This window comes from Staphylococcus sp. EG-SA-14, from assembly GCF_017151935.1.
GTDB lineage: Bacteria > Bacillota > Bacilli > Staphylococcales > Staphylococcaceae > Staphylococcus > Staphylococcus aureus.
Window position 1 is genome coordinate 3,219 of sequence record NZ_JACVZM010000041.1, and the last position, 1,658, is coordinate 4,876.

2 rRNA genes (1 of these 2 only partly in view) are annotated in these 1,658 nt (G+C 50.8%); both read left to right on the forward strand.

The features are described 5' to 3' along the window. Positions 1–1,470 (forward strand): 23S ribosomal RNA (locus IDG63_RS14030); it begins 1,431 nt to the left of the window's first position. Between the two features lie 72 nt (positions 1,471–1,542). After that, a 5S ribosomal RNA gene (gene rrf / locus IDG63_RS14035) occupies positions 1,543–1,657 on the forward strand. Position 1,658 lies beyond the last annotated feature (1 nt).

Genomic DNA, 1,658 nt, shown 5'->3' on the forward strand with positions numbered 1-1,658 from the left:
TTTTAATCGATGGGGGGACGCAGTAGGATAGGCGAAGCGTGCGATTGGATTGCACGTCTAAGCAGTAAGGCTGAGTATTAGGCAAATCCGGTACTCGTTAAGGCTGAGCTGTGATGGGGAGAAGACATTGTGTCTTCGAGTCGTTGATTTCACACTGCCGAGAAAAGCCTCTAGATAGAAAATAGGTGCCCGTACCGCAAACCGACACAGGTAGTCAAGATGAGAATTCTAAGGTGAGCGAGCGAACTCTCGTTAAGGAACTCGGCAAAATGACCCCGTAACTTCGGGAGAAGGGGTGCTCTTTAGGGTTAACGCCCAGAAGAGCCGCAGTGAATAGGCCCAAGCGACTGTTTATCAAAAACACAGGTCTCTGCTAAACCGTAAGGTGATGTATAGGGGCTGACGCCTGCCCGGTGCTGGAAGGTTAAGAGGAGTGGTTAGCTTCTGCGAAGCTACGAATCGAAGCCCCAGTAAACGGCGGCCGTAACTATAACGGTCCTAAGGTAGCGAAATTCCTTGTCGGGTAAGTTCCGACCCGCACGAAAGGCGTAACGATTTGGGCACTGTCTCAACGAGAGACTCGGTGAAATCATAGTACCTGTGAAGATGCAGGTTACCCGCGACAGGACGGAAAGACCCCGTGGAGCTTTACTGTAGCCTGATATTGAAATTCGGCACAGCTTGTACAGGATAGGTAGGAGCCTTTGAAACGTGAGCGCTAGCTTACGTGGAGGCGCTGGTGGGATACTACCCTAGCTGTGTTGGCTTTCTAACCCGCACCACTTATCGTGGTGGGAGACAGTGTCAGGCGGGCAGTTTGACTGGGGCGGTCGCCTCCTAAAAGGTAACGGAGGCGCTCAAAGGTTCCCTCAGAATGGTTGGAAATCATTCATAGAGTGTAAAGGCATAAGGGAGCTTGACTGCGAGACCTACAAGTCGAGCAGGGTCGAAAGACGGACTTAGTGATCCGGTGGTTCCGCATGGAAGGGCCATCGCTCAACGGATAAAAGCTACCCCGGGGATAACAGGCTTATCTCCCCCAAGAGTTCACATCGACGGGGAGGTTTGGCACCTCGATGTCGGCTCATCGCATCCTGGGGCTGTAGTCGGTCCCAAGGGTTGGGCTGTTCGCCCATTAAAGCGGTACGCGAGCTGGGTTCAGAACGTCGTGAGACAGTTCGGTCCCTATCCGTCGTGGGCGTAGGAAATTTGAGAGGAGCTGTCCTTAGTACGAGAGGACCGGGATGGACATACCTCTGGTGTACCAGTTGTCGTGCCAACGGCATAGCTGGGTAGCTATGTGTGGACGGGATAAGTGCTGAAAGCATCTAAGCATGAAGCCCCCCTCAAGATGAGATTTCCCAACTTCGGTTATAAGATCCCTCAAAGATGATGAGGTTAATAGGTTCGAGGTGGAAGCATGGTGACATGTGGAGCTGACGAATACTAATCGATCGAAGACTTAATCAAAATAAATGTTTTGCGAAGCAAAATCACTTTTACTTACTATCTAGTTTTGAATGTATAATCTACATTCATATGTCTGGTGACTATAGCAAGGAGGTCACACCTGTTCCCATGCCGAACACAGAAGTTAAGCTCCTTAGCGTCGATGGTAGTCGAACTTACGTTCCGCTAGAGTAGAACGTTGCCAGGCA